Consider the following 22,437-nt stretch of genomic DNA (forward strand, 5'->3'; position numbering starts at 1 on the left):
CCGTCTCCAGTTCCTCCAGAAACACCGCCGCAGGACAATCCAGACGAGGGGGCGCATGGCTATCGAGTCCACTCTCCCGATCGGGCAGGCCCGCCGATTCCGGAAAAAGAAATCCTTCTTCCTCCTCAAAACCGAATCCGAAAGGAGCCGGCTCCCTCTCCCACGGTACGCAGCCCTCGCCGAACTCGTCAGGAACCGTAAACGAATCGCACTCCTCTTGCACAACGGGCGCCCTGACCGACTCCCCTGAAGCACTCCCGCCCTTTTCCGGAAAACCTTCTTCCCGAACCACCTGAGCGTGCACCGAAGATGCACATGCCAGCAACAAGGCGGCAAGCATGCACGCCATGGGCCCGGCTACGGCGCCAAAGCAGGGGATATACCCCGTAAGCTTGTCGGACCCTTTTGTCATTCCCGTCATCGGATTACACGTACTGCGGCGGCGAGGCAGGCGCGTAGCCTGACGAACAACTGTCAAACATCCCGTCTATCTTGAGTTCGAACAGGCGACGCCGCGCCCGAGGTCGGGTGACCCTCGCGCTTCTCAGAAGGATTCGGCTTGACTGCGCTCACTCCGTTACGGACTCGTAGAGTCCTCACCGCTAATTATATACGCAACCGATTATGTGTATTCCATAGTGATCCGGGCTTAATCCGTGTGGTTTTTGTTTGTATGTGTCGCTGGCGCTAATGGAGGGCCGCGCCTTCTCCCCCTTCCAGAAACGCCTTCAGCAGAAGGTCCACGGCTGCGGTCACGGCTATTTCGTGCCGGGCGGCCTGCTCCTCGTACTCTTCCAGCAAACGGCTGACCCCTGCATCCGCCCGCACCGTCTCCAGCAGGCGCGCATCGAACGTTTCGCGCAGCCAGGAGCCGATCTGCCTGCGCCGCCGCGCCTCGAGGTACCCTGACGTTCTGACAAGCTGCTCGTAATCCGCCAGATCCTTTCGGATGATATCCAGCCCGGTTTCCTCCTGTGCAGAGCAGGTATGCACCGGCGGCGTCCAGTCGGATTCCTTAGGCGGGAAAAGCCGGAGGGCCGTTTTCATGTGCCGGGCTCCCAACCGCACGGCCTTCGGCGAATGGGCGTCTTCTTTCGTGAGGATTACCATGTCCGCCTCCTCCATGACCCCGCGTTTCACCCCCTGCAACTCGTCCCCCGATCCCGGGAGGGTCAGGAGCATCAGGAAATCCACCATGTCGGAAACCCTGGTTTCCGCCTGGCCGGAACCCACCGTTTCCACAAAAACCGTGTCGTACCCGGCCGCCTCGCACAATATGATGCTCTGGCGTGTTCCGCCCCCGATCCCTCCGGCCTGCCGCTTGCCCGGAGCAGGCCGTACAAAGGCTTTCGGGTGGTTCGATAGGCGCGTCATGCGCGTCTTGTCCCCGAGAATACTCCCTCCCGTGCGTTCGCTTGCCGGATCATAGGCAAGCACCGCCACACGCCGATTTTCGGAGGAAATCAGCCGGCTTGCGAACGCTTCGATGAAGGTGCTTTTTCCTACGCCCGGCGCTCCGGTGATGCCGATGCGGCTGGCCTTTCCCGACAGGGGCAGGCAGATGTCGAGCAGGGCCTTTGCCTGCTCCCAGTGATCGGCATGGGTGCTTTCCACGAGGGTAATGCCCCGCGCCAGCATGACGCGATCCCTGTCCCGGATGCCTTCGAACAGTTCTTCTGCGGAGGGAAACGTCACGGGGTGTCGACCTCCTCGATCATCCCGAGAAGAATCCGGGACGCCGCATCGGTTACGGGGGTGCCGGGGCCGAAAATCTCGGACACGCCCGCCTTGTGCAGAAATGCATAGTCCTTCCGGGGAATCACTCCCCCGACCACCACGCGAATATCCTCCCGGCCCATCTCGCGCAGCGCGGCGATCAGTTCGGGCAGAAAGGCCTTGTGTCCGCCCGCAAGCGTGGACACGCCCAGGATATGCACATCATTCTCGACCGCCTGCAGCGCCACCTCCCCGGGCGTCTGGAAGAGCGGCCCGACATCCACATCGAACCCCATATCCGCAAAGGCCGTCGCGATCACTTTCGCCCCCCGGTCATGCCCGTCCTGCCCTATTTTCGCCACGAGAATACGCGGCCGCCGCCCCTGCAAATCGGCGAAAAGGCCGGTGAGCCGCAGAATTTCGTCCGGGGTTTCTCCGGATGCCCGGGCGCGAACATAGGCCCCTCCGGCGATGCTGCGGCTGGCGCGATGTCTTCCGAATTCCTTTTCCATGGCGGCGGATATTTCTCCAAGGGTGGCCCGCTGCCGGGCGGCCTCCACGGCGCATGCCAGCAGATTGCCTTCCCCGGTGCGGGCGCATGCGGTCAGGGCCTCGAGCGCCTGCCGCACGGCTTCGTCATCACGGGACGCCCGCACGGCGCGCAGCCGCGCTATTTGCGCCTCCTGTACGGCGGTATGGTCTATTTCCAGCACATCGATCAGTTCTTCTTCCGGCAGCTCGAACCGGTTGACGCCCACGATCACGTCTTCCCCGCTATCGATGCGCGCCTGCTTGCGGGCCGAGGCTTCTTCGATGCGGGCCATGGGAATGCCCGCCTCGATCGCCCGGGTCATGCCGCCGACCTCCTCGATTTCCTCGATCAGCGTCCAGGCGCGGCGCGCCAGCCGATCCGTCAGGGTTTCCAGATAATACGATCCGCCCAGCGGGTCGACGGCCTCTGTAATATCCGTTTCCTGCTGCAGATAAACCTGCGTGTTGCGCGCAATGCGGGCGGATGCCTCCGTAGGCAGCGCCATGGCTTCGTCAAGCGCATTCGTGTGCAGCGACTGCGTATGCCCCAGTACCGCAGACAACGCCTCCACGCAGGTCCGGGCCACGTTGTTGTACGGATCCTGTTCGGTCAGACTCCAGCCGGAGGTCTGGCAATGCGCGCGAAGCGCCATGGACTTCGGGTTTTTCGGGGAGAACTTCCGGACGATCTTTGCCCAGAGCAGACGACCGGCCCGCATTTTAGCGATTTCCATGAAATGGTGCATCCCTATCCCCCAGAAAAAAGAAATGCGGGGGGCAAAATCATCGACCTGCAGTCCGGCTTCGATCCCCGTACGAAGGTATTCCAGACCGTCGGCGAGCGTATAGGCCAGTTCGAGGTCCGCGGTCGCGCCCGCCTCCTGCATATGGTAGCCGCTCACCGAAATGGAATTGAACCGGGGCATGCGGGCCGCGGCATACCGGAATACGTCGGCCACGATGCGCATGGACGGCTCGGGGGGATATATGTACGTATTGCGCACCATGAACTCCTTCAGAATGTCGTTCTGAATGGTGCCGGAAAGCTTCTCGGGGGCCACGCCCTGCTCCTCGGCGGCCACGAGGTAAAAGGCCATCACGGGCAGCACGGCGCCGTTCATGGTCATCGACACGGATATTTCGTCAAGGGGAATCCCTTCGAAGAGCCGCTTCATATCCTCGACCGTATCGACGGCGACCCCTGCCTTGCCGACATCCCCCGCCACGCGCTCGTGATCGGAGTCGTACCCCCGGTGCGTGGGCAGATCGAATGCGATGGAGAGGCCCTTTTGTCCGGCGGCCAGTGCGTTGCGGTAAAACGCGTTCGATGCCTCGGCAGTCGAAAAGCCCGCATACTGCCGGATGGTCCAGGGGCGCACAAGGTACATCGTCGCGTACGGGCCGCGAAGGAAAGGGGGCGCGCCCGCCGCGTATTCGAGGTGTTCAAGGCCCTCCAGCGCCTCCGGGCCGTACGCCGGCTGCTCCTCGATCCCTTCGGTCGCGCGCCGGGGCCCGCCGCGCCGGTCGGGTCTGAGCACAGGAGGACCGTATGCGGCCGCGAACTCCGGATGCGACTCCGCCCACCCTTTCGAGCGGGCCATGCCCCGGAACGCCTCCCATACCGAGCGGGCGATCCGGTCCGTTAGCACTTCTATGGTGTAGCTCCCGGCTGCCGGGTCATTGACCCGGTCCAGACAGGCCTCGTGGCGAAGGATATGCTGGAGATTCCGGGCCAGGCGCAGCGCACCGTCCGACGGTTCGCCGCCCGCCGCGTCGAAGGGATGTACCGTCAGTACGTCGCAGCCCCCCACCACCGCGCTGACCGCCTGCGTGGCGGCATGCAGCAGATTGGCGTGGGGATCGTCCGCCGAAGGATTGCGGACGGCTACGGCGGCATGGATTTCGACGGCCTCATTCCATGCAGGATCGAAGGCCTGCGCCACTTGCGGGATTAGCAGCCGCAAGGCGCGCAGCCGGGCTATTTCCGGGATAAAAGACGAGCCGACCGGCACCGAGACATACAAATGCCCGAGTATGCGGTCCGGAGCGTGCCCCCGGTCGGCAAGATGCGCAAGATACCCGGCGATGGCGCCGAGAAGCCGGGCGGTTTCCCCGACGAGGCCGGCCTCCTGATACGGCCCGGCGCCCGCACACAGGAACCTGTGAGAAACGGCACCCTGGTCGTTTCGGGACGACGGATCGCCGGCCAGTTCGTCCATGATGCGGGCGACGTCATCCAGCCAGCCCTTCGGGAAATGTCCTGTGCGGGTCTGCACACCGAACGGGTCGAAGGCCGCCGAAAGAGGAGCCGCCGAAAGATTGTTTTGGCGGGCATGGGCCAGCAGGTCCTCGAACAGGGAAAGACTTTCCGCGCCGGCCTCGATGTGGACCGAAGTGGTTTCGATATCGAGGCCGCCGATCAGGGCGCCGACGCCTCCGGCCTGCTCCACCACGGAAACGCCTTCCGGGCCCGATACCTCCAGTCCAAGCCGCTCCACCCCGCCCTTCACGGCCTCCTCCATCCGCCGCCGGGCTTCGACCGGGTTTCCGAGAGGAATATGCTGGCCTATCTGCCAGGAAGAAGAAATGGTCGCGGCGCCTTCGCTGTCGGACGGGCCGCTCCCGGAAGCAAGGTGCGGGATCCCGGCCAGGTCCTCCGCGCGGAGCCAGGGCCGCACACCCACTCCCTTGCAGGCTTCCCAGAGAGGAATCTCTTCGGAATCTTTTGTCTTCAGCGCTTTCCGGGCAAGCGTTTCCCAGGTTTCGCCCGAAACGGGAGGAAAGGCGCCGAAGAGCCTGTCCCCGGAGGCTTTTGAGCTGTTCTTATCCATGCCGCATTCCCTCAAAGCCTGCCGCAGAGGGCAGCGGATGCCCGCCGAGACCGGCATACCGGCGGTAGCTGCGCACTATATCGAATATGGCGATACCGTAGGCTACGGCCACGTTCAGCGACTGTTTCGCCCCGAATTGCGGGATTTCGAAGGCCACATCCGCTTCGGCGACGAGTTCTTCGCGCACGCCGTGCAATTCGTTGCCTACGATGAGGCAAAGCGGAAAGGACGATTCCTCGATATCCGTCGTAGGCGTGGGGCAGTCCGTTATTTCGAGCACCCCGATCGTATAGCCGTCGCGTTTGAGCGCCTGCACGACGGGAAGAGGATCCCGGCAGTATTCCCACCGGACCGTGTCCTGGGCCCCGAGGGCTGTTTTGTGCAGGCCGCGGTTTTCGGGGGTTCCGGTAATGCCCGTCAAATACAGCTTTTCGATGAGCGCGGCGTCCGAAGTACGGAACATCGCCCCGACATTGTAGATAGATCGTACATTGTCGAGGAGCACGGAAACGGGATGCCCGGAGAGCGAATGCGCCGTTTTCGGATCCGGACGCGGTATTTCCTCGTGTCTGAGTTTGCGCATGGATAATCTGTCTGCGCCGTATCGGACGCGCACGTAGCACGGATAGCGTAGCACGCATAGAAAAGTACGTGATTATTGCCATAGATGGACCGGCCGGGTCGGGAAAATCCACCACGGCCCGCGCTGTTGCCGAACGACTCGGCTATGTATATGTGGACACCGGGGCCATGTACCGTACGGTCGCGCTCGCCTTTATCCTCAACAAGATGCCCCCTGACCGGGCATCTACCGAGGAAATCCGCGAACTGCTCGCAAGTATGCGCCTGGAGATGCGTTTCGGGCGGGACGGCATGCAGATTCTTCTGGACGGGCAGGATGTGACGGGCGAAATCCGCACCCGCTTGGTCACGGAGGTGGCCAGCCGGGTGGCCGTGATCCCGGAAGTGCGAGAGCGAATGGTCGAGGAGCAACGGGACCTCGCCCGCATTCAGCAAAAAGAAAGAGGCGGCGTGGTCTTCGAGGGCCGCGACATCGGCACGATCGTGTTTCCTGATGCGGACGTGAAAGTGTTCATGAAGGCCAGCGTGGAATTGCGTGCGCAGCGCCGGTATGAAGAATTGCAGGAACAGGAAAAAGACGACTCCAACGTATCCTTCGAGGATGTGCTGTTCGATATCCGGGCGCGGGACGAGCGGGATATATCCCGCCAACTATCTCCCCTGCGCAAGGCGGAAGGCACCATTGAAATAGACACTTCGGATATAGATGTCCGTGAACAGGTGGAAATGGTAATCCAGGAAGTTCAGGCCGTCAGGGAACGCAGAAATCGTACTTCTGTATAAGTTGGCCGCATAAAATGATCGCCATGTAGCCAATGCAGTGTTGTTACAACACGTATCTGCTTGGCGTACAACCCTTTCCCTGGCGATTATTAAATAAAAACTTAAATAAAAATAAAGGGTCGATACGACACGGGAAGGGTTGTCGGACGACGCTTTACAACCAGGGATACGGACCACCGAAGCCAAAAGAATCCCTCGAGGTTTCCGCCCGTTTCTCTGATAAACCAACCCTATGGCTGAAAAGCAGCAAGCAACTTCAAAAGATCAAAAAGATCAGGCAACTCAAAGCAAAGACATTGAATCAGGCAACGATGCCGTGACCGCCGAGGCTCCCGCAGAGCCTGCAAAGACAAAGGCGGAAGATACGGTGGATACGGCGGCCGAAAACAGCGAGAGCAGTTCGGAGACTGCCGCTGTCGCCGAAAAAGAGAAAGAAGCCCCGCCTGAAGACGCCGCAGCCGAAGCAAAGGCGAAAGTGGAGAAAAAGGCCGAAGCCAAAGAAAAGGCCAAAGTAGAGGCAAAGGTCGAAGCCGAAGCAAAGGCGGAAGCAAAAGAGGAAGAACCGGCAGCCGTGGAAGAAGCGCAAGCGGAAGCAGCCTCAGAAGAAGAGCAGGCAGAGGCAGCCGCAGAAGACGCCAAAGAGGAGGACGCCCCCCCTGCCCCGGTTTCCGAGGAGAAAGAGACGGAAGAGGCAGAAGATACCGACCCTCCGACGCCGATCGGATATACGGGAGAGATTATCGGCCCGGTCCTGACCCTCGAGGAAATAGAAGAAGGCGGCGAGGAAGAGCAAGTAGCGTCAGAGACCTACGCAGAACTCGAGAAGATGGTCAACGCGTCGTTTACGACCGTCCACGAGCAGGAAATCGTGCATGGACGCGTGGTAAGCGTCGGAGAAAAAGACGTAGTCATAGATATAGGATTCAAGAGTGACGGCATTATATCTCTGAATGAATTCGACACCACGCTCGCATCCGGCGACGAAGTGGAGGTGCTGGTCGAGCGTCTCGAGGATTACCACGGCCAGCTCGTGCTGTCCAAGGTGAAAGCCGACCAGCTCCGCCGCTGGCAGCTCATCGAGGAAGCCCATGATAAAGGCACCATCGTCGAAGGCACCATCGTGCGCCGCATCAAGGGCGGCATGATCGTCGACCTCGATATCGGCGGCATGGAAGCCTTCCTCCCCGGTTCTCAGATAGATGTGCGTCCGGTGCGCGATTTCGATACCTATCTCGAAAAGCGCATGGAGTTCAAGATCGTCAAGCTGAATCCGGCCAACGACAACATCGTCATTTCGCACAAGGCCCTTATAGAAAAGGAGCTCGGGGCGCAGCGCGAGAAGATTCTTGCGACGATGGAGCCGGGGCAGATTCTCGAGGGCACGGCCAAGAACATCACCGATTTCGGCATTTTCGTCGATCTGGGGGGCGTGGACGGACTGCTCCACATTACGGATCTCTCCTGGGGCCGTGTCTCCCACCCCTCCGAACTGGTGGAACTCGACCAGAAACTCACGGTGGTCGTGCTGGACTACGACAAGGACCGCCAGCGTATTTCGCTGGGCCTGAAGCAACTCCAGCCGCATCCGTGGGAAAGCATCGACGAGAAGTATGTCGAAAGCAATTCCGTCGAGGGCAAGGTCGTTTCCATTACGGATTACGGCGCCTTCGTGGAACTGGAGAAAGGCATCGAAGGGCTTGTACACATCTCCGAGATGAGCTGGACGGAGCACATCCGCCACCCGAGCCAGGTGGTCTCGCTGGGTCAACTGGTGCGGGTCCGGATTCTCAAGATCGACAAGCAGGGGAAAAAGATTTCCCTGGGCATGAAGCAGCTCGATCCGGATCCGTGGGATGGTATTTCGGAACGCTATCCTCCAGGCACGGTCATGTCGGGCAAGGTGCGCAACATCACCAATTTCGGGGTGTTCGTGGGAATCGAGCCGGGCATCGACGGGCTGGTGCACATCTCCGACCTGTCCTGGACGAAGAAGGTGCGCCACCCGAACGAAATGGTCCGGAAGGGGCAGCCGCTCGATGTCGTTATCCTGAACATCGACGAGGCTTCGCGGCGCATTTCGCTGGGCCACAAGCAGGTGGAAACGAATCCGTGGAATCAGTTCGCCCAGGCGTACGCCGAAGGAACCGATACGGAAGCGACCGTGGTGCGCGCCAATGAGGGCGGCCTCGTGATCGAACTCCCCCTTTCCGTCGAGGCCTTCGTGCCCGCGAGCGAACTCCGGAACGGACCGCACAACTTCCAGGACTTCTATCCGGAAGGGCAGGAATTGGAGCTTCGGGTCATCAAGTTCGACCCGAATCAGAAGGAGATCGTGCTTAGCGAAGTGGCGAAAGAACGCGCCGCCGAGCGCTCGGAGAAGACCCAGGAGGATCGTGCGCGCCGGGAGACCAGGAAGCGGGAATCGCGGGAAGTCAAGAAATACCAGAAGTCAGCGGGCGCGGCGGGCCGGACCACGCTCGGAGATATTTCCGGACTGGCGGATCTGAAGGCGCAGATCGAGGAGGCGGAGCAGGAAACTCCGAAGAAAGAGGCGGCCGCGCCAAAGAAAGCGCCGGCAAAGAAGGCTCCCGCGGCCAAGAAGACCACGACGGCGAAGGCGTCCACGGCAAAGAAAGCAACGACTGCCAAGACGACGAAAGCTTCGGCCACGAAGGAGACGACCGCCAAGGCCCCTGCCGCGAAGAAGGCTACAACGGCTAAGGCTTCGACTGCGAAGAAGGAGACCGCGGCCAAAGCCCCTGCGGCGAAGAAAACCACGGCGGCCAAGACCACAAAGGCTGCGGCAGCGAAGAAGGCCACGAACGAGTCAGCGGCCAAGCCGGCTGCCAAGGCCTCAACGGCTGGGAAGAAGACTGCGGCGGCGAAGAAGAAGGAAGAGGTGGAGGTGGGTGTGGAGGAGTGATGGGGGTTGGTGTGGGAAGGTAACGTGCTGAACCAGTTAGCGGAACCATGACCGATTTACCCCAATATCTTGAACGTGGAGAAAGAGCCCGTCTCTTTCCGGTATTGAAGGATACCTCAAAAGAAGGGCGCTGCACCTCAATTTTTCTTTCGTGCCTGTGTTATGTCCAGGAATTTGGGGAACAGATGTTGAAGTCTGTCGGGCAACGCGTAGGTAAATATGCAAAAGTTTTAACATATACGGAAGTCACCTTTACTGGCCAAGAGGGTGAAAGACCTGATGGATTAATTGTACTAAGGGTTGGCAAACGTGAATGGAAAGCTCTCGTCGAAACTAAAGTCGGTAATAATAAATTAGAAGAAGAACAGATTTCTGCTTATGTCAATTTGGCCAGAAAAAACAATATCGATGCGGTCATAACCATCTCAAACCAATTCACGTCAAAACCGGATCATCATCCAGTAAACCTATCTCCAGCAACAAAACGTACAAAGGTACAAGTATATCATTGGTCGTGGTGGTATATAGTTACTCAAGCATATTTACTTATTTCCAATACTGATATTGCAGACGAAGATCAGCATTTGATCTTAGAGGAGATGCTACGCTTTCTCGAACATGAAAGCACAGGGGTTAAAAGGTTCGACAGGATGCCCTCCGAGTGGAAAAGTATCGTACAAAAGGTCGCAAATGGTAGTCCACTTCAAAAGAAGGCTGACAACCTGGACAACATCGTATCTTCTTGGCATCAAGAAATTCAAGACATCGACTTGATGTTAAGCCGTGAAGCGAATGTCAAAGTTAAGACCAAGTTATCACGTCGCCATACTTCGGATCCAGAAGTCCGTATAAAGGATGACATTGCTGATCTGATTAAGGAGCACTCGCTAATCGCTACATTGGAAGTGCCTGACGCTGCTGCGCTAATTGAAATAAGCGCGAATATTAGAAGAAAAGCAATCAGTGCGTCAATGGTGCTAATAGCGCCAAGTGATAAGAAAACAAACTCTGCCCGCCTTAACTGGTTACTGCGCCAATTACGTAAATCTTCTGAGGAAGATGTTCATATTGGATTTCATTGGCCGGGCCGCAAAATTAAGACACAGTATCCCTTAAGCAAATTGAAGGAGGATCCCAAGATTGCTGTGAGAGATAACCAATACAAGGTCGTCAGATTTGAAGTATCCATGATACGGCATTTAACTAAACGATTTGGACAGCCTAAAAGCTTCATTTCCGATTTAGAACAATTGGTATCCAATTTTTACGAAAATGTAGGCCAACATCTACGTGCTTATCAGCCCCCGGCACCGAAAATTCGGGAAGACAAAAGTGAGTCTGAAAGTATTACTCCCGAAGGTTAGACAAAAGGGGATTATAGATAAAACTTGACAAGAGCAGAAATGGCTCGCCATCCCTTATTTAATGATAAAGGAGCGGTTAAGAGTTTTTTGCGAATCACCCTGGGAACGGCTTATGTGCAAGGACCTGATTGCGTGAATTATGCGCCGTATGCTACCAACACAGTATCAGCCAGCCTTCCTTGCCATAATAACCGGCGGGGGATCTCCGGTCTGTCCAGCGGCATGTTATAACAATGTCTATTTTCATGCTTTCTGCGAGTGTGGCTATCGTCTGGCACGCACTATTTGCGCTTTGGCTTGCTACAGAGATGCGGATATCCCCCAAATAGGTGTATCCCGCTTTTGTGCTTCGTCCTTGTGCAATTCTCACCGATCCTTGACATGCTTGCCGAAGGCGCTCAAAGTTGCCTTTGCACTCCTTCATGCAGCGTCTTAGCATTTCGTTTCGCAATTTACTCCAGTGTGAAGGATGGCGATACCAGCGCTCCCCATCAATGAGCACGTACTGAATCTCTGCGTATGTGCCAACGTTTGGGAAATCTGGAGAAATGGGGCGGATTGTTCGGCGATTATACTTTGGGGACATGACTGGTCATAGTTATAGTTGTGCATGGGCTTGTTTGATTGCAGAGATCAGCTATCCGGCCTCTCTTGGTGTGCTCGTCTGATCGTAGGTCCTTCCATCCATGATGCCGAAACCGGATAGGACTACCTCAAAGCGCTTGAAATTCCTAAAGAAATCTTCGAGGGTTATATCAAGCCGAACAACTCTCAACGGGACAGGATCGGCGACTTCTATGTATGGCGTTTTACCACTGTACAGATAGACGTAAACGAAGTGTGACATAGGCATACTGGGAAAAATCTCACCAAAGCTCAGGCTGAATCCCACAATTTTTTCATCGTCCCTCTTTACACCTTCTAATGCCTTGAGCAAATTCCCGGCATCATCTGCTCTGTCGGCGGCTGCTGTGCCAGCATAATCCCCATACTTGGTCGATGCTTTGTAGGCCATTTCCATTGTTTTTCCTCATTGGGTTAGTTACCCCCAATCCGAGGCCCTCTCGGATCAAGGTGTGTATTCCTGATTCGCTCCGCCTCTCTGCGGCATGCTCTCGGCCTATATAGTCACCCGGAAAACAGTTCCGCGAGGGCCTGCTCTCTACGCTGGAGTTTTTTGTATTGTCGCTCGATCTCTTTGAGAATCTCTATGTTGTCTGCGTGATATGTTCCGGCGAGTGATTGATCCATTTTGCTCTCTGCATCGTAGAGTTTTTCCCTAACCCAGTCGATTTGTTGGTCTATTTCCTCTATTCTGGAAAGTGCTGCATCCCGTTCTTGTTCGGCATTTCTGTCGCCCATAGGACGGTTGTAAAGCACCGGGTTTGTTCGTATCCGAAGCGCTTCTTGCAAGTGGTTCTGTGAGTCCATATTAGCGTTGTCCGCCTTTGCTTCCAGCTCATCGTGGTCATATGATTCTCCCACTTGTTTAAGGTTGCGGAAGTAATTGGCGTACAGAGCCATTATGGCCTGCCTCGTATCAAAGCAGCGTGCCCTTGCTTCGGCTATCGGATGCTGTTGGTCTTGCATGTGTTTCGTCTCCCGATTAGTGTCAGTTATGTCCAATTCGAGGCCCTCTCGGATCATACCGGAGTTTCTCCGCTCTTTCTTCGGCGGCCTGCCGCACAAGCACGTTGGACATGCTAAAGGCATTACCCCGCGCCTTTGAGTTCTAAGTTAGCGCTCTCAACGACCGCCTCTGGTTCATCCGTTTTTTCGGCCAAGCCTGTGAGATACACGACTGGCTTGCCCATCGCCCTTTCGACCAATCGGCTCAATCGATGCCGGCGATCCTCGAGAAATTCGTCAAACGCATCTTTCCGCAGCAACTCTGGTGAGAGAGCATGGCTATCGAGCAACTGATCCATGGCGGTGTTGTCTAACTGTACATGCTTCTCCGCCTGGATCCTTGGCAGGTACTTGGAAGGCGCATCGCCGCCGATCTTACGATTGGCCTTGTAGGAGATCTGTGTCTTGTTAAGGATGCTGTCATAGCGACCCTGGTCAATACCTTCCTTCCTGCACCAGTTACGTGGAAAAATATGGTGGATATCCAATGTGACCTCGTCAGCATCCAGTTCCTGAATGCCAGCCTTCCAAAACCAGTCCTTGGCACCCTCTCGCAACACTAGAATATTGATGCCCTTATAAGCCGCACTCAGACGTGACCGAAGTGTGTCGAAACGCTCCGGCTGGAAGTTTGCATCACGGACTGTCCGGGGGACGGCAGCGTCGTCCTCGAACCAGCCAAGCAGTTCCTCATAGTCATTGGCCACGCGGGTCTCAACGGCGCCACCGTAGAGTTCTCCCAGTACTCCAGACCAGAACCAGCGGGCTAACTTGTCGTAGATGAGGGGTTCGCGCCATCTATCCCCCAGACGTGTGAGCACCGCCGCGAGTGGTACAAGCTGCGTGCTATACGGCAATTCACGCCGGTGATAGAAGCACTCCTGCCGCAAGAACCGGGCGACGTTGCGAAATCCATCCTCTAAATCGTTGGCCCATTGGTGCCAAGCTTCGAGTGGCAACCTCAGGATATCGGCTCGCTTTGCGCTCACCGGTCGTACCTGCTTCCCGGTTTTGCCGTCTACCACGTCTGCCTTTCTGAGTTCGTGCGTATGTAGTAGAGTGATTCCTTGAAGAAACTCGGTTGCCTCAATCCCTTTGAGGAGCCTGTCCTCCTCCAATCGTTCCCTGCGCGACTCGATTTTTCGCCGCCGTGACCCGAACCAGTCGTCTCGCAGATTGTATCCGTCCGCAGCGTAGCTTGCTGTTACCAGTTCAAAAACGGTCAGCGACACCCCACCGGTGTTCACCTTCTCGAAAACCAGACACACTGCTTCCTTCGTAGTCTCTTTCTTCAACTGAATGACGGGTAGCTGGTAGGTCCGGAAAGGCTTGAGCACTTGTTTGCGAAACTTAGTGTAAACAGTAAACTTATCTCGAGAACACTGGAGCAGCATATCCTCCCAGTCGTCCGATTCCATGATTTGGCTGCACGGGAAGTAGAGTTGATGACATTCCAGTTCCGTCGTCGACAAATCCAGTTCCACGTCGCGGCCAAAGTTCGTACGTAACTGCCGGTTCTCATCTACCGCAAAAACGGCTTCTTCCAATGCTTGAGGGGAGTCTATTGCTCTTCTGATGTTGAAGTAGTAGTAGCGCTTAATCTCCTTTCCCTTCGCAGTCCTTGTGCGAACGGGTCCGTCGAGCGAAATGGCTTGGGTCAGGGTCGTGAGACGCTGCTGCCCATCAAGAATCAACTGCTCAGGTTGCTGACTCTTGGACACCTCGTTCTCCAGCCCCTCGACGGGTCGGGTTTCAAACCGAATCTCTCCACCAGCTTCCAGAAGCATGACCGCACCGATCGGGAACGATTGAGCAATGCTGACAAGGAGATCGCGGATATGATCATCATCCCATATCCAGCCGCGCTGGAAGTCGGGTAATTGGATTTTGCCTTTCTTAATCTCACGTAGGAGATCGCTTAGCGACTCCTTGGTACTATCAAACGTTGCCATGTTGACTTCGGGCCTTTCTTCGTGTGTTGTAGTACAGTAACGAAAATGCGCTGTAAATCAGTTTAGCTCCTCTGCCCTGATGCCAGTTAGGCACTGCTGCCATCCGGCGGCTGGCCAGTTGATACCCTGGGCGGGAATCTGACGATCAATGTGGTAAACGTATACCGCTTTTAAGACGCCGGACTGTGTTATCCCTTGGCAAACACCCGCCGCCGCATCCGCTGGCAGGTCGCCACCATTATAGGCATTCCACATGGACGTGTGCTGCAACATGTCCGACACGATTATGAAGGAATCGAGATCGTCGTTCCGCTCCACCAGATAGGCCATTGTTTCTGCGATCGGCGAAACATCGGCTTCCTCTCGGTTCCTGAGTAATTCGAACTCCCCTTGAAGTCCATTGATGAAATCCCGGAAATCGAGTGCAACGATCCGGGGGTTTTCATACAACCTGTCGGCCATTTCGCCCTGCTTGGGCACACACCATGCACGCCCGGACCTAACGGGCTTTGCCGATTCAGACTCGGGAAGACCATAAACAGAGATCTTTTGCAGGAAAGGCGTTCTCAACGTATCCCGGATCAGTGCGTCGATCTTTTCGAATGCCAGCTTCCCGTCCTCTTCCGTGATCTGGTTCGACGTGTCGATCAGGATTATTGTGTGACCGGGTGATTCTATGCCTTCACGAATCTGTGACTTTGTGCCAGTAGGACAATAGCCGTCTACTGCACGCACCTTGAGTTTCTCATTGTAATTCAACCAGCGCATTGCACCGAAAACTCCCAGAATAAGGACAATAAGAAGCGAGATCCATGCGGCGTTTTTGAGCATTCCGTAATTCATTACGCTGCCTCTACCCGGCCCAATACAACGCTCTGGTAGTTCTTCCAAGTACCCTCAATGTTCAGCAACTCCTCGTGCACCTGATCGAAGAACTCGTCTCTTTGTGATTCACGCCAGGACGAAACTATGGATTGCGCCTCTTCAAGGACACGCAGGTCAGCCCCACCCGCCGGAAACGAGAGATCAACGCTTATCCCATCTCTATGGCTATTCAGCATGTCATGGTCGATTTCTTCGGTATTGTGGAAGTTGTACGCTATGACGAATTCTGCCTCAACAAACCCAAGATGCCCACCGTTCTCCCACCGCTTCTTAATGTCCTCGAAGACGTCCTCAGCCTGGAGCCGTTTCTGGTCCAGTCCCTCCACCCATCCGGCAACCTCGGATCGGAGATCGTGCAATTTGTCCCGATAGCGGTCCGGAAGCGTTAAGTATTGCGTCTTGATGTCGGCCAGTTCCTTATCCAGAATCGCCTTGGCTTTCTCTCGCTTTACCCCTGCACGCACAAAGGTGTACCCCTTGTAGAATCCTACGGCACAAAGCGCAAGACCAAGGGCGAAAAAGAGGAAGGATTCGAGTTCCCATGCAGCAGGATTCAATGACACACTGGCGGCCAACTCGCGTGCCGATGCTATTGTGACATCACCCACGGATTGCCCTGCCTGATCACGTGCCTCTATCAGCCTCGTAAAGCCTTCACGGTGGCGCCCTACAATCAGATTCAAGGCCAGCACGATTACGAATGCCGCTCCACACGCAATGTAAACAGGCGTTTTCGTCTTCGAGTGACGATTCAATGCGGATACAAGAAGACCGCTACCAGCACCAAGAGCACCAACATTGATCGCAGATACGAGCAGCGCCGTAATAAAAGCACCCACAAGACCGGTGCTCAATGCGGAGGACAAGAGTGTCATATTGGCAGCGGCCTCCAAAACGATGAACAGTGCCAGCAAGGCGATCATCCCAAGCCACTTCTCCCATTTGGGCAGATCAACCTCGTTTACACCGGGCAACTTCACCTCCTCCTGCTCATGTTTTACATGCCGAAGTTGCAAGGACTTCAGTTCATTCCTTGCCTCAACAGTCAACTGAGCGGGTGACTTCGTGCGCTTGAATTGCCAGCCGTTCAGCGGCTTGCTCAGTTCTGACCTGATGGTTTGAAGTGCATCGTTGACACGGTTTTCGCACAGTTTCCGTGTAGCGATCAGTAGTTTCGTGTGTGCCGGTTTCCAATGACCATCGGCGTTCTTAACGATTTGTTCGACATCTGGAATGAGAAAAACGGTGTGGCCAGGTGAAGTCCGAGTAACCCCAGGTTGCTTCTCGTCTGTCTCACGTGAATTGGTGGGTGCTGTCATACTACATCGATATTGGTGGAAACGTGGATACTAAATTATGCAGCGTATCGTGTGGATTCCATGTTTATTTAGAGTTAATCAGTGTTTTTATAGTGTGGATTTGCCTGACTCCAATGATCCCTTTTGGGGGCTTATATACTAAAGTAGGTGGCTCCGCGAGCCTCCAAAGAAAAAGCGGTGCCCCACCGCCTTTTATCCGCTGCTCCCCCTGCGAATTCATCTTAACTATCCTTGCTCCGCGAATCAAGATAAAAGTATGTCAAAAACTCCTAAATCTAACATGGCCGGGAACGCCCGGGAACGCGCGTATTGAAGATCGAGGCGAACCATGCCCGAAAAGCCTGAACACCAAGCACCGCCGTGGCCGCCCGGAGACACGGTGGGTCAAGATTGATGCTACGCCGGAAGAAGTAGCGAAAGCCATGTTCGCCGCCGCCAAGCCGCCAGACCCGTCAAAAAGAATCACAAACTGCTGCGATTAAGCGGTCCTTGGAAAGTTTTCCGTATAAGGCCCCCTCCCTATGAACGATCCTGGTTCTAATCCGGGATCGATGAGAAGGCGGACGCATATTCAATGCGCGGTCCGTCAAGGCCGCCATCGGCGAGAGCCAACCCCATCAGAGCCGGCCCGGCGTATTGGCATGACATGCCCCGCACAGCCTCCTGGCTGAAGCCGAAGCGCGGATAATAGGACGGATCGCCTACCACAACAACTGCCGCCCAGCCCTCCGCCTTTGCCCGTTCAAGCCCGGCCTCTATCATCGCGGCCGCAACCCCCCGACAGCGTCGCTTTTCCGTGACTGCGATTGGCCCCAGGCCGAGCGCCGCTGCCGGGGCACACAGTCTCGAGAACAGGGCATGGCCGATTACGCCTGCCGCCTCCACCGCGACGAGCGAGAACACGACATCGGTGTCTTTGCGCAATTGCCGAACGAGGCGGAGTTCCAAAGAGGTGGGGAAAGCCGCGAGCAGCAACTCCTCGACTTCCTCCCGGTCGCTGGCCGCCTCAAGCCGTATGAGGAAGTCGGTTATCATGCTCCGCACTTTTGTCCGCCTCTTGCATTTGGACGAGGAACCCGGCGATCTTCCTCGCAGGATTGATGCCGCTGTCAACATACGATACCAAAGTGTGGTATCCCCCCTATAATTATTTGCATCCAGGGTTCGAGATGGCTACTTTCCTCGCTCCTAACCCCAACCACCCCAGGCAATACCAGGACAGAACGATGCGGCCTATAACCCGGCAACAACATGGGGTACAACATCTCGGACCGCCGACTGAAAAAGGTTGTCGGTAATCAATGGAGAATACTCATGGATAGGGAAGAAAAGATTGAGCGTAACTGGACAGTCCACCCCGGGAGGCATTTGGCGAATTTTCTCGAGGATCATAGGCTTAGCAAGAGAAAATTAGCCGAGCAGATGCAGGTCTCCGTCGCGGAAATAGACGATTTATTGGCCGGGGGGGAGATAAGTAAGGAGATTGCCCGACGTCTCGACAGGGTTACAGGAGTTCGGGGGGTTTGGGCCGGATTGGAGAGACGTTACAAAAAGGACCTGTTCCGGTTGGCGCCAAGAGATGAACCTTTCCTTAAAAACATCGATCGATTTTTTCTTTTAAGAGGTACCCCGGCATCTATTATCAAGAATGATCTTGCACAGAAAATAAGGGAAGACGATCCGGAGAATGGACCTGAAAGAGCAAAGGAATTACAGGGCACGAATGATTATATCATTCAGATAGAACTGCACGGCGGTAAATGGCATTTTCATGTAACGGTAGGCGCTGGCCGAGGAACGTATGTAGCATTCGGCCCCAATGCCGTTGCCCGCTTTTTTGAATCAGAATTGACAAAAAAACCCAAGGCAGTGATGAAAAGCGTGGTTGCAGAATCTCCTGCGAAGTATGAATATGCATATGCTGGCTAATTCTGGCTAACCCGCCCTGCGTGGAGCAGTCAGGTCCGCGTACCGGAGGCATTTGCCCGGAATGTCGGAAAACGTTCGCACCGATCGCCGTTGCGGCAAATGATCCAGAAACATATTCCCGATCCGATTAAATGCCGCACCGTCCCGGAATGAGCTCTGAAAGTTCCCGCATAGATATATTGCAAGGTAATATCCTCGCAAGTTTCTGGATGATCGAAAACTTCGACAAAAGAAGAAAGGAATACAAAAAACTCGGATGGATTTACGCCGCTCGAAATCCATCGTTTGTCGATCCTGTGTTCAAGGTGGGGGTATCTTCTCGTCCTCCTTTAGCTCGTATGCAGGAGCTGAGCGCTTCCACGTCGGTGTATAGAGGATTCGATCTTGCGTATTTTGTTCATGTGACCCCCAGAGACATTGCCGAAAAATGGGCTCATGAGGCGCTGAAAGAATTCCGTATCAATCCACGTAAGGAATTTTTCCAGGCGCCTTTGCCTGTAGTAGTAAAGGCATTGGGCCGTGTGGCGGAGATTTTCCCCGTTCCACTCGGGAAAACCCCGCGCGCAGGCTATTTGGAACAACCCCTGCAACCGCGTCCGGTGTCGTGTCCTCATTGTGGTATGGAAAACCGGGTTCCCGGTGTTCTGGTGCAGATCAGGATCTCTTGCGGGGCGTGCAAGAGCGAGATCATGATTTAGAACCCGAACATAAGTCAGACGAATACCATATTTAGACGTCGCCCCCAATCCTTGCAAAACACCCCTCCAATAATCCGTTACCCCCTTTTGAGTAAAAACTACTCCGAAATGGAGTAGTTTTTACTCAAAAGGGGCATATTAAAGGCGCGCTTCATCCACATGTACCGATAAGACATCCACCGCCTCTCGTTCCACTGCCTCAGAGAACGCCGATCCGACACGCTTACGCTGTTCCCATTCTTCTTCGGTATACGCAAGGATTGAGGGTACGGCGTAAGAGGTTGCGGACAAGCGATAACCGATTCGTCGCAAAACGCGCTTGAGATCGGCGGCCTCGTTCTTCACGATGAGCAGGATGTCGATGTCACTATCGTCATGTGCGTCTCCCCGCGCCTTGGATCCGTACAACAACATTTGCTTGATCGCATCGGGCTGTTGCTCCAAAAGCGCCTTCCGGTACTCTTCGAGCCATATTCGTTCTTCGGGATGTAACGCAAACATGGGATCACGCGATCGCCTGGAGCCCCTTTTCGGCAACAAGGGTCAACAGTTTCAGGGAAGCGCCTTGAGGATGTTTTTTTCCACGCTCCCACTGACTGACAAGCCCCGTAGATACATTCAGGTAGCAAGCGAAGACTGCCTGACTTGCCCGTTCTTTCTCGCGAATCGCGCGAATATCTTCCGGCGTCAATTCCTTGACAGGGGTCAAGCACATCTCATCGAACGTCTTCATTGTCTCCTTGGCGATCACGTTCGCCTCGCGCATGCCCAAGGCTGTCTCGTGTATCGCCGCCATCGCAGCGGTTTTGTATTGCTTACTCATCGCAGATAACCTCGGTGATGGTTTTGTTTGCCATGATCTTCAACAACTCGCTGTCTTCCAGCGCGAACAGTTCTTTCGCGAGTTCCCGGAAAGCCTTGAGTTCATCTTGTCGAATATTGTCCTGACCGCTTTTGGCAAAACCGTAAACAAAAAAGGCCTTTTCTCCCTTTTTGAACAGGACGATGCTGCGAAACCCCTTGGATGCCCCTTGATTTTGCCGAGGAATGCGCTGTTTGATTACGTTCCCTCCCAAATCGGCGTCAATGAGTCCGGCTTCCGCGCGACGGACTGCCTCGCACAAGGCCGCGTCATCAATGCGTTTTTGGCGGGCAAAGCGGCTGAACGATTTATTCCTGAAAATGCGCATACAGTTCGCGTATGACAGAGCATAGCACTAAGAACTATAACACTGGGAGTGGTATTAGACCTTGGGTTTATCGGTTAGTTCCAACCGCTCAGTGATTTTGCCTGACCCAAGGTGATAGGCTGGTCATTGTCAATTCTGTTCAGCCGTTGCCATACAGGTAACGATGAGCCATGCTTGAAACTCCGGTTTGCTTGACTCCATTACCGTGGCCTTCTTCATAGAGAAGGTCTTCCGGGCGCGGGGTACGCGGCGGGACAATGGCAAGATCGACAGGAAATTCGGATGCGTTATGGGTTAGAGGATGTATTCAGGGCCTTTCCCCATTGCTCCATGCAGTAGCCTACCTCCTGTTCGAACTCTGCGACTTTGGCCTCGTATCGCTCGATTTCCTTGTCGTGGATTATCATCGTCCAGATCAGGCCGATGGCCGCAAGAAGCATGCCCATGACCTGCAGCACACCTTTGGACTCCTTCATGTCAGTTGACTGGGCGCGGGGATTCATAATCAACACAACCAAAAGTGCAATGGGATATACAAAAATGCCGGAGGCGTCATCTAACGAGAGTCATGATGCGGGTAAGCGTTTCCACCCCTGTCGTCAGTCGGTAGACGTACATTCCGGTAGGCAGGCCCGAAGCATCGAAACGCTCCGTATGCTGTCCAGCCGGTCGTACACCGTCTGAAAGCACCCCAACGCTCCGGCCTGTCATGTCGAACACTTCAAGCCGCACATGCCCCGGGGAAAAAAGTTCATAAAGAATTTCCGTTGACGGATTGAACGGATTCGGATAGTTCTGACCCAGCCTAACCATGTATGACAATTCGCCATCTTCAACCGAAACGGGGTAAACTACATCAAGGTTACAAGTCTCATCGCTTGGCCCCGTATCGTTGGCGGCTCGTATGCAAAAAGAATACTCACCGCCGGGATCCAATCCGGTCACAAGGTATTTCCGGCGCGGGTAACGTAGATAGTGCCCTAGGCCTGTGGGAAACACATCAACGCTGTCCGTTTCCGTTTCCTCCAATTGCACTGTTTGCCATTGTGCGTCGCCGTCACGAAGTGTTCGGTACTCGTAGCGCACTCCTTGCCTGACTTCGAGGCGTAATTGTTCGGCAACGGAGTCGCGTATTGGATCGGCTATTGCTGAGATTCGCCATGAAAGCCACGCTGTCCCGGGAGATGAATCATTCCAAACACGCAAGGCGGCCGGGTCTTTCGGAATGTCAAAAAATCGTCTCGACGATATTCCGATTGACACAATGTCGTTTTCGTTCCAAACGATGCCGGTGTTTTTCCAGCAAATGCCCGTTCCGATCATGCCGTAACAGAAATCGTCGTTTTCAATGTCCATTCGGATGCCATCCCGAAACCACAGTGTATCGCCGTCTATATGTAAGGCACCATACTTAACCAGATGCCCCCATGCCTGTTCGTCCGTTGTGTTTACGCCGCCACTATAACTCGAACGGCCAAACGACAAATGGATATACGGGTCTTTTCCGTCCGAATGCAATACTTGGAAAAGTACAGGAGAAAAGCACTTCTCAACACCATAAAGAATGCCATCATATGAACACACTCCTGCTTGCTGCGAGTTGACAAAGGTCCCAAAGGCTTCTCCCCTTGTCACGTCAGGGCGGTAGGAATACCCCAACAGTACAACCGAACTATCTTGATCGGCAAAAAAACTTCTTGACCGGGATTTGTTCACCTCCAATCTTCCGACAACCATATCCCCGGACCAGTACATCGTGTCTGGAGGAGTGTGTTCTATTTGCCCGTATCCAGGTACAACACAGAGAAAAAAGAACAAAAGGACGGTGCCGCGTCTCATGGTTTTTTATGGGAATTATATACGAAAAGTGCCGAGGCCGGAGGCAATCAAGAGGAAAATCCCTGTGGGAGTTTGTTCCGCAACTCGTCCAGACTAACCATCTCTATGTCTGATACATCTATTGTTAGGGGAATTATACGGTAGAGTGAACGGGTTCGGGTCATTGTTGCTGCTCCGGCTTGAGCAATGCCGGTGCCACTTCAAGGGGTGTTCTGCCCTTATACATCGGATTCTCCGCAGGCGCATTCTGCCACCGATCAATCAGA

The 22,437-nt window shown here is 55.1% G+C and carries 20 protein-coding genes; 5 read left to right on the forward strand and 15 right to left on the reverse strand.

Annotated features, from left to right (window positions below; all coding sequences use genetic code 11):
• From F4Y00_00645 to F4Y00_00660, 4 genes are all read right to left on the reverse strand, one after another.
• Positions 1–412: hypothetical protein (locus F4Y00_00645; GenBank protein ID MYE03474.1), on the reverse strand; the 412-nt coding region annotated here is incomplete at its 3' end.
• Positions 413–687: 275 nt separating this feature from the next.
• Positions 688–1,695, reverse strand: coding sequence for a methylmalonyl Co-A mutase-associated GTPase MeaB (gene meaB, locus F4Y00_00650; GenBank protein MYE03475.1), 1,008 nt, complete (start codon positions 1,693–1,695; stop codon positions 688–690).
• On the reverse strand, positions 1,692–5,135 hold the full coding sequence (gene scpA, locus F4Y00_00655) for a methylmalonyl-CoA mutase (protein MYE03476.1): 3,444 nt from the start codon (positions 5,133–5,135) through the stop codon (positions 1,692–1,694). The genes meaB and scpA overlap by 4 nt, the downstream gene beginning before the upstream one ends.
• The gene (locus F4Y00_00660; GenBank protein MYE03477.1) at positions 5,071–5,661 is read right to left on the reverse strand and encodes an RNA methyltransferase; all 591 of its coding nucleotides are present in this window, start codon (positions 5,659–5,661) and stop codon (positions 5,071–5,073) included. The genes scpA and F4Y00_00660 overlap by 65 nt, the downstream gene beginning before the upstream one ends.
• A 68-nt stretch (positions 5,662–5,729) precedes the next feature.
• Here F4Y00_00660 and F4Y00_00665 point away from each other — a divergent pair, with 68 nt between their 5' ends.
• From F4Y00_00665 to F4Y00_00675, 3 genes are all read left to right on the forward strand, one after another.
• On the forward strand, positions 5,730–6,443 hold the full coding sequence (locus tag F4Y00_00665) for a (d)CMP kinase (protein MYE03478.1): 714 nt from the start codon (positions 5,730–5,732) through the stop codon (positions 6,441–6,443).
• Positions 6,444–7,014: 571 nt separating this feature from the next.
• The gene (locus F4Y00_00670) at positions 7,015–9,366 is read left to right on the forward strand and encodes a 30S ribosomal protein S1 (protein ID MYE03479.1); all 2,352 of its coding nucleotides are present in this window, start codon (positions 7,015–7,017) and stop codon (positions 9,364–9,366) included.
• 47 nt (positions 9,367–9,413) lie between these two features.
• Positions 9,414–10,730, forward strand: a complete 1,317-nt coding sequence (locus tag F4Y00_00675) for a hypothetical protein (GenBank protein ID MYE03480.1) — start codon at positions 9,414–9,416, stop codon at positions 10,728–10,730.
• Positions 10,731–11,367: 637 nt separating this feature from the next.
• Here F4Y00_00675 and F4Y00_00680 read toward each other — a convergent pair.
• From F4Y00_00680 to F4Y00_00705, 6 genes are all read right to left on the reverse strand, one after another.
• Positions 11,368–11,751, reverse strand: a complete 384-nt coding sequence (locus F4Y00_00680; protein MYE03481.1) for a hypothetical protein — start codon at positions 11,749–11,751, stop codon at positions 11,368–11,370.
• 107 nt (positions 11,752–11,858) lie between these two features.
• Positions 11,859–12,320 (reverse strand): hypothetical protein, encoded by a 462-nt coding sequence (locus F4Y00_00685; GenBank protein MYE03482.1) that lies wholly within the window; start codon positions 12,318–12,320, stop codon positions 11,859–11,861.
• Positions 12,321–12,442: 122 nt separating this feature from the next.
• The gene (locus tag F4Y00_00690; protein ID MYE03483.1) at positions 12,443–14,311 is read right to left on the reverse strand and encodes a DUF262 domain-containing protein; all 1,869 of its coding nucleotides are present in this window, start codon (positions 14,309–14,311) and stop codon (positions 12,443–12,445) included.
• 57 nt (positions 14,312–14,368) lie between these two features.
• Positions 14,369–15,142 (reverse strand): hypothetical protein, encoded by a 774-nt coding sequence (locus F4Y00_00695; GenBank protein MYE03484.1) that lies wholly within the window; start codon positions 15,140–15,142, stop codon positions 14,369–14,371.
• 11 nt (positions 15,143–15,153) lie between these two features.
• Positions 15,154–16,515 (reverse strand): hypothetical protein, encoded by a 1,362-nt coding sequence (locus tag F4Y00_00700; GenBank protein ID MYE03485.1) that lies wholly within the window; start codon positions 16,513–16,515, stop codon positions 15,154–15,156.
• Positions 16,516–17,052: 537 nt separating this feature from the next.
• A complete protein-coding gene (locus F4Y00_00705) occupies positions 17,053–17,631 on the reverse strand; it encodes an N-acetyltransferase (protein MYE03486.1) in 579 nt (192 codons plus the stop codon).
• 135 nt (positions 17,632–17,766) lie between these two features.
• Between F4Y00_00705 and F4Y00_00710 the strand changes: the two genes are divergently transcribed.
• A complete protein-coding gene (locus F4Y00_00710; protein MYE03487.1) occupies positions 17,767–18,444 on the forward strand; it encodes a hypothetical protein in 678 nt (225 codons plus the stop codon).
• A gap of 131 nt (positions 18,445–18,575) precedes the next feature.
• Positions 18,576–19,142 carry a GIY-YIG nuclease family protein gene (locus F4Y00_00715; GenBank protein ID MYE03488.1) on the forward strand — a complete coding sequence of 189 codons (567 nt, stop codon included), beginning with the start codon at positions 18,576–18,578 and terminating at the stop codon, positions 19,140–19,142.
• Positions 19,143–19,280: 138 nt separating this feature from the next.
• Here F4Y00_00715 and F4Y00_00720 read toward each other — a convergent pair whose 3' ends face one another.
• The 5 genes from F4Y00_00720 to F4Y00_00740 form a co-directional block, all read right to left on the reverse strand.
• Positions 19,281–19,643, reverse strand: coding sequence for a nucleotidyltransferase domain-containing protein (locus tag F4Y00_00720; protein ID MYE03489.1), 363 nt, complete (start codon positions 19,641–19,643; stop codon positions 19,281–19,283).
• 4 nt (positions 19,644–19,647) lie between these two features.
• Positions 19,648–19,965 carry a DNA-binding transcriptional regulator gene (locus F4Y00_00725; protein ID MYE03490.1) on the reverse strand — a complete coding sequence of 106 codons (318 nt, stop codon included), beginning with the start codon at positions 19,963–19,965 and terminating at the stop codon, positions 19,648–19,650.
• On the reverse strand, positions 19,958–20,332 hold the full coding sequence (locus F4Y00_00730) for a type II toxin-antitoxin system RelE/ParE family toxin (GenBank protein MYE03491.1): 375 nt from the start codon (positions 20,330–20,332) through the stop codon (positions 19,958–19,960). The genes F4Y00_00725 and F4Y00_00730 overlap by 8 nt, the downstream gene beginning before the upstream one ends.
• Before the next feature lie 287 nt (positions 20,333–20,619).
• Positions 20,620–20,808: a hypothetical protein gene (locus tag F4Y00_00735; protein MYE03492.1), complete on the reverse strand. Its 189-nt coding sequence runs from the start codon at positions 20,806–20,808 to the stop codon at positions 20,620–20,622.
• 76 nt (positions 20,809–20,884) lie between these two features.
• Positions 20,885–21,145 (reverse strand): T9SS type A sorting domain-containing protein, encoded by a 261-nt coding sequence (locus F4Y00_00740; GenBank protein MYE03493.1) that lies wholly within the window; start codon positions 21,143–21,145, stop codon positions 20,885–20,887.
• Positions 21,146–22,437: the final 1,292 nt, after the last annotated feature.

The sequence above is a fragment of the Bacteroidetes bacterium SB0662_bin_6 genome (assembly GCA_009839485.1).
GTDB lineage: Bacteria > Bacteroidota > Rhodothermia > Rhodothermales > VXPQ01 > VXPQ01.

Excerpts from the sequence above, each read along its gene's own strand:
- scpA (MYE03476.1), bottom strand. The coding sequence starts at position 5,135 with ATGCCGGTCTCGGCGGGCATCCGCTGCCCTCTGCGGCAGGCTTTGAGG.
- F4Y00_00660 (MYE03477.1), bottom strand. The coding sequence starts at position 5,661 with ATGCGCAAACTCAGACACGAGGAAATACCGCGTCCGGATCCGAAAACG.
- F4Y00_00675 (MYE03480.1), top strand. The coding sequence starts at position 9,414 with ATGACCGATTTACCCCAATATCTTGAACGTGGAGAAAGAGCCCGTCTC.
- F4Y00_00680 (MYE03481.1), bottom strand. The coding sequence starts at position 11,751 with ATGGAAATGGCCTACAAAGCATCGACCAAGTATGGGGATTATGCTGGC.
- F4Y00_00685 (MYE03482.1), bottom strand. The coding sequence starts at position 12,320 with ATGCAAGACCAACAGCATCCGATAGCCGAAGCAAGGGCACGCTGCTTT.
- F4Y00_00690 (MYE03483.1), bottom strand. The coding sequence starts at position 14,311 with ATGGCAACGTTTGATAGTACCAAGGAGTCGCTAAGCGATCTCCTACGT.
- F4Y00_00695 (MYE03484.1), bottom strand. The coding sequence starts at position 15,142 with ATGCTCAAAAACGCCGCATGGATCTCGCTTCTTATTGTCCTTATTCTG.
- F4Y00_00700 (MYE03485.1), bottom strand. The coding sequence starts at position 16,515 with ATGACAGCACCCACCAATTCACGTGAGACAGACGAGAAGCAACCTGGG.
- F4Y00_00705 (MYE03486.1), bottom strand. The coding sequence starts at position 17,631 with ATGTTGACAGCGGCATCAATCCTGCGAGGAAGATCGCCGGGTTCCTCG.
- F4Y00_00710 (MYE03487.1), top strand. The coding sequence starts at position 17,767 with ATGGGGTACAACATCTCGGACCGCCGACTGAAAAAGGTTGTCGGTAAT.
- F4Y00_00715 (MYE03488.1), top strand. The coding sequence starts at position 18,576 with ATGCCGCACCGTCCCGGAATGAGCTCTGAAAGTTCCCGCATAGATATA.
- F4Y00_00720 (MYE03489.1), bottom strand. The coding sequence starts at position 19,643 with ATGTTTGCGTTACATCCCGAAGAACGAATATGGCTCGAAGAGTACCGG.
- F4Y00_00725 (MYE03490.1), bottom strand. The coding sequence starts at position 19,965 with ATGAGTAAGCAATACAAAACCGCTGCGATGGCGGCGATACACGAGACA.
- F4Y00_00730 (MYE03491.1), bottom strand. The coding sequence starts at position 20,332 with ATGCGCATTTTCAGGAATAAATCGTTCAGCCGCTTTGCCCGCCAAAAA.
- F4Y00_00735 (MYE03492.1), bottom strand. The coding sequence starts at position 20,808 with ATGAAGGAGTCCAAAGGTGTGCTGCAGGTCATGGGCATGCTTCTTGCG.
- F4Y00_00740 (MYE03493.1), bottom strand. The coding sequence starts at position 21,145 with ATGGTTAGGCTGGGTCAGAACTATCCGAATCCGTTCAATCCGTCAACG.